This is a genomic window from Nevskia soli, assembly GCF_903970205.1.
Lineage (GTDB): Bacteria > Acidobacteriota > Terriglobia > Bryobacterales > Bryobacteraceae > Bog-113.
In genome coordinates this window covers 1-6,837 of record NZ_CAJCHS010000275.1, presented here as the reverse complement: position 1 = coordinate 6,837, position 6,837 = coordinate 1, and the positions used below count along the sequence as shown (strand labels likewise).

7 protein-coding genes are annotated in these 6,837 nt (G+C 60.4%); 1 reads left to right on the top strand and 6 read right to left on the bottom strand.

Going from position 1 to position 6,837, the window contains the following annotated elements; genetic code table 11:
• From H1Y01_RS12415 to bcp, 6 genes are all read right to left on the bottom strand, one after another.
• Window positions 1-721: glycosyltransferase family 9 protein (locus H1Y01_RS12415; RefSeq protein WP_180540836.1), on the bottom strand; the 721-nt coding region annotated here is incomplete at its 3' end.
• Entirely contained in the window at window positions 687-1,079 is a 393-nt protein-coding gene (locus H1Y01_RS12410; protein WP_180540835.1) for a hypothetical protein, read from the bottom strand. The genes H1Y01_RS12410 and H1Y01_RS12415, both read right to left, overlap by 35 nt.
• Entirely contained in the window at window positions 1,076-2,128 is a 1,053-nt protein-coding gene (gene waaF, locus H1Y01_RS12405) for a lipopolysaccharide heptosyltransferase II (protein ID WP_180540834.1), read from the bottom strand. Before waaF ends, H1Y01_RS12410 begins: the two co-directional genes overlap by 4 nt.
• The gene (locus H1Y01_RS12400) at window positions 2,128-3,201 is read right to left on the bottom strand and encodes a 3'-5' exoribonuclease YhaM family protein (protein ID WP_180540833.1); all 1,074 of its coding nucleotides are present in this window, start codon (window positions 3,199-3,201) and stop codon (window positions 2,128-2,130) included. The genes waaF and H1Y01_RS12400 overlap by 1 nt, the downstream gene beginning before the upstream one ends.
• A gap of 2 nt (window positions 3,202-3,203) precedes the next feature.
• Window positions 3,204-4,481 (bottom strand): peptidylprolyl isomerase, encoded by a 1,278-nt coding sequence (locus tag H1Y01_RS12395; protein WP_180540832.1) that lies wholly within the window; start codon window positions 4,479-4,481, stop codon window positions 3,204-3,206.
• An 86-nt stretch (window positions 4,482-4,567) separates the two neighbouring features.
• Entirely contained in the window at window positions 4,568-5,020 is a 453-nt protein-coding gene (bcp, locus tag H1Y01_RS12390) for a thioredoxin-dependent thiol peroxidase (RefSeq protein WP_180540831.1), read from the bottom strand.
• 160 nt (window positions 5,021-5,180) lie between these two features.
• Between bcp and H1Y01_RS12385 the strand changes: the two genes are divergently transcribed.
• A partial coding sequence (locus tag H1Y01_RS12385) for an alpha-amylase family glycosyl hydrolase (RefSeq protein ID WP_180540830.1) occupies window positions 5,181-6,837 on the top strand: 1,657 nt, incomplete at its 3' end.

The window sequence follows — 6,837 nt, the reverse complement described above, 5'->3', positions numbered from 1 at the left end:
CAATCAGGCCGGAGATGCCGCTCGAATGAACCCACACCCCGGGGACTTGCTCCAGCTCTGCGCGCGCGGACGGCGGCCCGTTCAGAACCAGCGGGATGTTCCACTGGTCCTTCAACAAGCGGGCGACCTCCGCGTAGGATTCGAGCGGCCATTGCTTGCTCTTCCATCCGGCCGAGGGAGTGGCCAGAACGAAAGGCGCATCGGGAAGATCGCCTTCCGGCATGCCTTGCGGCAGCGGGAAGGAACGAATCAGATTGACCGCGCCGGCGGCAGCCGCCGCATCCAGATGACGATCGACCACATGCACCGCCGCGCTCGAGACGCGATTGGAATAGAACCACGCCGCCATCCGTTCGCGCACCAGCCGGTGACTGTATCCGATCAAGCGGTCCGGCCGCGCGAGCGACGCGGTGACTGCTGACTTGAGCAGCCCTTGAAAATCGAACGCCAGCGAGAAGCGCTGCTCGCGCAGCTCACGAAGCGTGCTTAGCCACGACGCTGGGCGGCGGCGATCGACGCAGATCACGCGATCGATGAAGCTGTTGTTTTCAAGCAGCGGCGCCCACGTGCTCTCGACCACCCACGTTAGCTTCGACGCGGGAAAACTGTGCTTGAGCGACGCGGCCGCGGGCAGGGCGTGCAGCACATCGCCCATCGCGCCCAGCCGGACGACCAGGATGCCGGAGCTAATGGCGGGGCTCCTTGTGCCGTTCGCGGACATGGTCGATTAGCTCGTGCGTCGCTCGCAGGTGCGCGTTGGTTTCATCGAAGACTTCGCCGGGAGCTGACACATTGATCAACCCAGCGATCAAATCGGCGGGATCGGTTTCCACAGGGATCACGTAGTCTATCACCCGGAGCGCTGCGGCAAGCTCCGCGCGTGCGCGAAGCGTCAACAGCGCAGAAGGGTCATTCAGAACAATGGCGAAGAGGCGCGTATTAGGCCGGGCGAGCGCGGATAGGCGGGCAACCGTCGATGAGCGGAGGACATCGAAACGCCCGATCACGAGGTTCGCCGCCACCGTCTTCGCGCATTCGATCGCTTGTTCGGGCGTGAGTATTTTGTCACGTGTATTCAATGGACGCTCAACAGCTCATTCGCCGCGTCAACCACTGCCGAAGCAGGAACTCCGGTCATGCATCGATGGTCGATCGGGCACTCGCGCCGCAGACAGGGGCTGCACGGAACATCGTTGCGGATTACGCGGCCGCGCGTTCCGGTGTGCCCGGTCGCGAGATGATCGGTGGCCCCGAAAACCGTCACCGTGGGAACGCCCAGCGCGGATGCAATGTGCATCGCTCCGGAATCGTTGGTCAGGAACAGCATGCATGCCGCCGTACACTCGATGAACGAGCGCAATGACGTGTCCCCGGCCAAACTGCGGACATAAAGTTTCGGCGCGCGGCTGACGATCAGCTCAGCAACGGAATCGCAGAGCGATCGCTCGGCAGAGGAACCAAAAAGGCAAATTGACGCTTTATATTCGGATGCAAGGTGGATGGCGGCCTCGGCGAAGCGCTCGGGCAGCCAGCGTTTCGCGGACCCGTAGGCAGCGCCTGGGCTGATTCCAACTACGGGGAGCGGTACGCCCATTGAGGCAAGTGTCTCGCGTCCCGCGGCGGCTCTAACCGGCGCGGATTCGAGGCGGATTTCGTCGGACTTCGGGATCTCATCGATGATTCCGGCGCGGCGCAGCAGTTCGAGGTAGTAGAACCGTTCGTGCTTGGGGATTTCTCCGGGAGATGGAACCGGAATGGATTCTGTGAGCAGGGGGCCGCGCGCGTCGCGGTTATACCCCACGATCTTTGAAATTCCGGATAGTTTTGCAATCAGCGCGGCTTCGAACGCGTTCTGAAAGAGAATCGCCAGGTCGAACTTCTCGTGAGCGAGGATTCGCGTCGTGTTCCATTTGGCGGCGAAGTCGTGAAGGCCGGGCCGGTGCGTATACGCGATCACGCGGTTGACGCTGCTTTCACCGCGGTACAAGTCTTCCACCCAGGGCCGGGCGAGGACGGCGATGTGGGCTTGCGGGTAGCGGCTACGGACGGCGCGTAATGCGGGCAGCGACATGACCGCGTCCCCGATCCAATTGGCGGCTCGGATGAGAATGCGCGCGGGCTCGGGCATCAGTTTTCCCGAAGCGCGTCGAGAAGCTTCGCTCCGAAGGGAGAGCTGGAGGGCTCCGGCCGCGCGACTTCCGCCGCGGTGGGAACCACGGTCGCGGAAGGCGGGACCGGCGCCGGGTGCAGAAACGCCTCCTTGCGCAGCACCACGCGCTGCAACGGCGAACTGTAGCCGGTAAAGAGCGGATCTCCGGTCCGGTCGTTCTCCACCAGATTGCGCATGCACTCGATCTTGGAATCCATGTCGTCCAGGTAGTGGAACAGCATCGCCTCGGCAAACAGTGGAACGCGCGGCGATCCGAATTCCAGTTGCCCGTGATGGCTGAGGATCATGTGCTCGACAAGGGTCCGCAGCCGATCCGGAAAATCGGGCAGATCGCGGAGTTTGTCCGAAAGCATCCGCAGCGCCAGCGGAATGTGTCCGAGAAGCTGCCCTTCCACCGAATAGCCGAACCCGCGATCGTAGGTGAGCTCGTAAACCTTACCCACATCGTGGAGAATGGCGCCCGTGATCAGGAGGTCCACATCGATGTGCGGATAGTGGGTAGAAACCGACCGGCTCAGCATGCAAAGCGAAAGGACATGCTCCAGCAGGCCGCCGAGAAACGCGTGGTGAATCGTCTTCGCGGCCGGTGCGCGGCGGAAACGGACGGCGATCTCGTTATCCGCAAGGAACGCCTGCAACAGCGCGCGCAAATGCGGGTTCTTCACTTCGCCCGCAATGGCCGTCAGTTCGCTCCACATCACATCCGGGTCGCGCGAGGAACATGGGTAGAAGTCGATGAACTCGACCTCATGATCGTCTAACCGCCGGATCTTATGAATCGTCAACTGCGGGCGGTTCTGATGAATCTGAACCAGCGCCTTCACTTTTACGAAGTCGTCGCGGTCAAACGCAGCTAGTGCGTCGTTGACGTTGTCCCACATCTTGGCGTCGATGCGGCCCGTCTTGTCGGCCAGCAGCAGCGAGAGATAAGGCTCTCCCGTTTTCTTCTCGCGGATCTCTTTCGAATAAACCAGAAACGAGCTGGTAATGAGCTGGCTTGCCTCCAGCTCATTGACGTAACACGGCTTCATCCTTAAGACGGCGACGACGAAGAGGACGAACTCGAACCCGAAGCAGGCGTCGTCGCGGGGGTTGTCCCGGGAGCCGCGGGCGGAGTTGCAGACTTGCCGGCAGCACCGGGATCGGACGAGCTCACCGAGCTGGTATGACGTGGGATGACGCCCAGAATGCGCTTCTTCTTCTGTGCCTGCACCTGGGCCTTCGTCGTGGTCTCGGGCTGAATCGTTGCCGGATCCTTCCAACTCGTGTCTTTGCCCGGCGCCGCTCCGCTATCCACCCAGCCGCCGCGAATTTCGATGAACGCGTCTTCACGCAGCTTCGTCAGGTACTTGCGAAGCTCAGGCTCCATACGCGGCGCGTACAGCTTGTCCATGATTTCGTTCTGGACATCTTCCAGAGCCGCCTGGCCCGCTTGATAGCGCTCCTCGACCTTGAGAATTTCAAAGCCGCCGCTGGTCCGGATCGGATCGGTCACATACCCGCGATTCTGTGTGAAAACGGCGTCTTCGATCGGCTTCAGCAACTGCCCGCGCTTGTAAGCGCCCAACTCGCCATCCTGCTGGGCCGTGGCGGCATCCGAGTAAGACCGGGCAAGTTCGGCAAACTTCTCGCCCTTGCGGGCCCGCGCGCAAATCTCTTTGGCCTTCTTCTCCGCGGCTGCGACATCTGCCGGCGAGTTGCTCTTGGGCGCGATCAGGATCTCGCGCAGAAACACCTGTTCCTCGCGAACGAAATCCGCCTTATGCTTCTCGTAGTAATCCTTAATTTCGGATTGCGGGATGTTGATCTTATAAGCCACTTCCTGGCTGACCAGCTTCTGGGTCAACAGATGGTCGCGCATCTGGCTCTTGAAATCTTCAAACGGGATACCCGCGTTCTCCTGAATCCAGCGATGGAACTCTTCCGGGTCCGCTTTCTTGCTGTCAGCCTGGAGCTGCGCCAGCCGCTTGGTCACTTCGGCATCGACGCTAATCGATTCTTCCTTCGCCTTCTGGGTCAGAAGCAGCTCGTCGATCTTCCCGCGAAGAGCATCGGCTTGCTTCTGATTGACCTCGGCGGCGAGCTTGTCGCGCGGAATCGTAACGTCCTTTTCCAGTTCCGACTGAATCAGGGCGCGCTGATGCTCCAATTCAGTCTGGGTGATGATCTCGCCATTCACTTTGGCGACAATCATCTCGACGACTTTGACGTTCGGCGTCGATGACGCGGCTGGAACATCGGCAGCGGACAAAACAGGGCCGCAGAGCGCGGCCGCAAGGAGGCCCGCACGCAGCAGGAACTTCGGGTGCATATGAGCACAATTATCCCACGCCCCGCACCGGGATAACAGAGTCTTTCACGCGCCACACGCGTGGCTCCAAGGCCACAGCCGCGGCTTCAGACCGCGTTCAGAACGGCCATTGCGTGGCCTTCCGGTTTGACCTTGTTGAAGATCTTCGCGATGCGTCCCTTTTCATCGATCAGAAAGGTGGTGCGCTCCACGCCCATGACCTTCTTCCCGTACATGTTCTTCTCTTTGAGCACACCGTAGGCGATCGCGGCCTCCTTGTCCTTATCCGCGAGCAGAACGAAATTCAAATCAAACTTCTGTTTGAACTTGGCCTGCGCGCTCACGGTGTCGGGCGAAACGCCGACGATCAGCGCGTCTTTGGAGACAAACTGCGGCCCCTCGTCGCGAAACTCGCAGGCCTCGACGGTGCATCCGGGCGTATCGGCCCGTGGATAGAAGTAGAGAACGATCTTGCGGCCGCGGTGTGCCTTCAAATCGAAGTCCTCACCGGTGTCCGTCTGGAGATGAATGTTCGGTGCGATGTCGCCTTCTTTAAGCATATGCAGCTCTTTCGATCTTAGGATGCACCGAAGAGGCGATCGGCTCTACTCGTATCGCAAGGCTTCGATCGCGCCAGCTTTTCCACGCGTTTTTCTGCTTGAACTTCAGCTTTTTCGAGTAAACTAAGCTGACCAAAAGCTCGATTTAGAGGTATGTGGAATGAGTGCCGATCTATTAAACCGCAGAAAAACGGCCTTCACCTTGTGGGGGCCGCAACAGACGTCCCCGAAACTGGTTATCGGCACGCTGAAGTTTGGCGCGCCGCCGTCGCTGGAAGGGCCGAGGACCCTCGATCTAACCGCCGTGGCGGGACTTGACGATCTATGGCAGATCGCCGCCGCGGATTGCGGGCTTACCGACGGATCGGTTTATCATTACTGGTTCGAGGTGGATGACACGCGGCCGGGCAGCAATCCGGGCGCCCGCGTTCGGGTGACCGATCCCATCACAGCGACTCCCGACTGGCGTCTTCTGGAGGCCGGCGGTGAGCAGCCCGCCTCCGTCATCCTTTTTCAAGGCGGCCAACTGGTCGCCTGCGATCAGGACAGCACGCCCGTTACCCCACCCGGCGGAGACAACCCCGGCGGACTCCCCGCCAACAACTTCACCATCATCTATGAGCTTCCAACGACGTGGATGCGTAAGCCGAGGGGCGGCTCCGAGGAAGGAATCGGCACGTTTCGCGACGTGCTGGCCATGCTCGACCCCACCGCTCTATCCCCCAACTTCGACCAGCTCGCAGCGGCGCAAAAGGGCAGCGCTCATATCGCGGAACTCGGGATCAATGCCATCGAATTACTGCCCCCGGCGGATAGCTTCTACGCCCGGCAATGGGGCTATGGCACGTCGCACATGTACGCCCCCGATGCCGAGTTAGGGCAGCCCGAATACAACAGCTTCTCAACCGCGAACGCGGATTTGCGCCGTCTCTCCGAAACCTGCCACGGCCTGGGCATTCGTCTGATCGATGACGTCGTTATGGCTTTCGCTCGCAGCGGATCTTACGAGCGCATCGCTTTCGATGACTTTCACATCGCGATCGACGGCCAACATCCGGACCTGTCCGATCCGGACGCCTTGAACTCTCGCAGCACCCCCGGCAATCCGCAAACGAGAAATGGGTTTGGCAGCGCTCTTTGGCGATTCGTCCGGCAAACGACGACCTACGATCCGGTTTCCGGCCAAAATGCAACCTTCGTGCCCGCACGAAATCTTCACTTCGTCGCGCAAGAACGCTGGATGACGGACTTCCATATCGACGGATACCGGATCGACAGCGTCGAGAACGTCGCGAACTGGGATTTCCTCGGAACCTTTACCAGCAACGCGCGAGACCGTTTCCGTGCGCGCTGCGCCGCTGCTGGACTATCCCAAACCGACGCCGATGCCCGGTTTCTGGTCGTGGGAGAGGAACTGAATCTTCCGCTCGACATCATCCGGCAGGGTCGTATCACCGCGCTCTGGAACGACAACTTCCGCGAGTACTTACGATCCGCTGTCCTGGGCCAAAGCGCCGGCGGCGAGAGCTTCGAGTCGACCGTGCAGAAAATGGTCGACTGCCGCTCGTTCGGCTTCTCGGATATGGCGGAATCGGTGAACTATATTGGCAGCCATGACGTCGAGGGCCAACATAAGGAGCGGATCGCAACCACCTTCCGGTATCAATTCCCTAACGATGATGATGAGGACAATAACGAGATCGGACGCCGCGTCAAGCTGGCCTTTGCCTGCCTGCTGACGGCGGTCGGCATTCCCATGATTCTCGCCGGTGACGAATTCGCCGACGAGGACAATCTATTCAACATCCACGGCAACG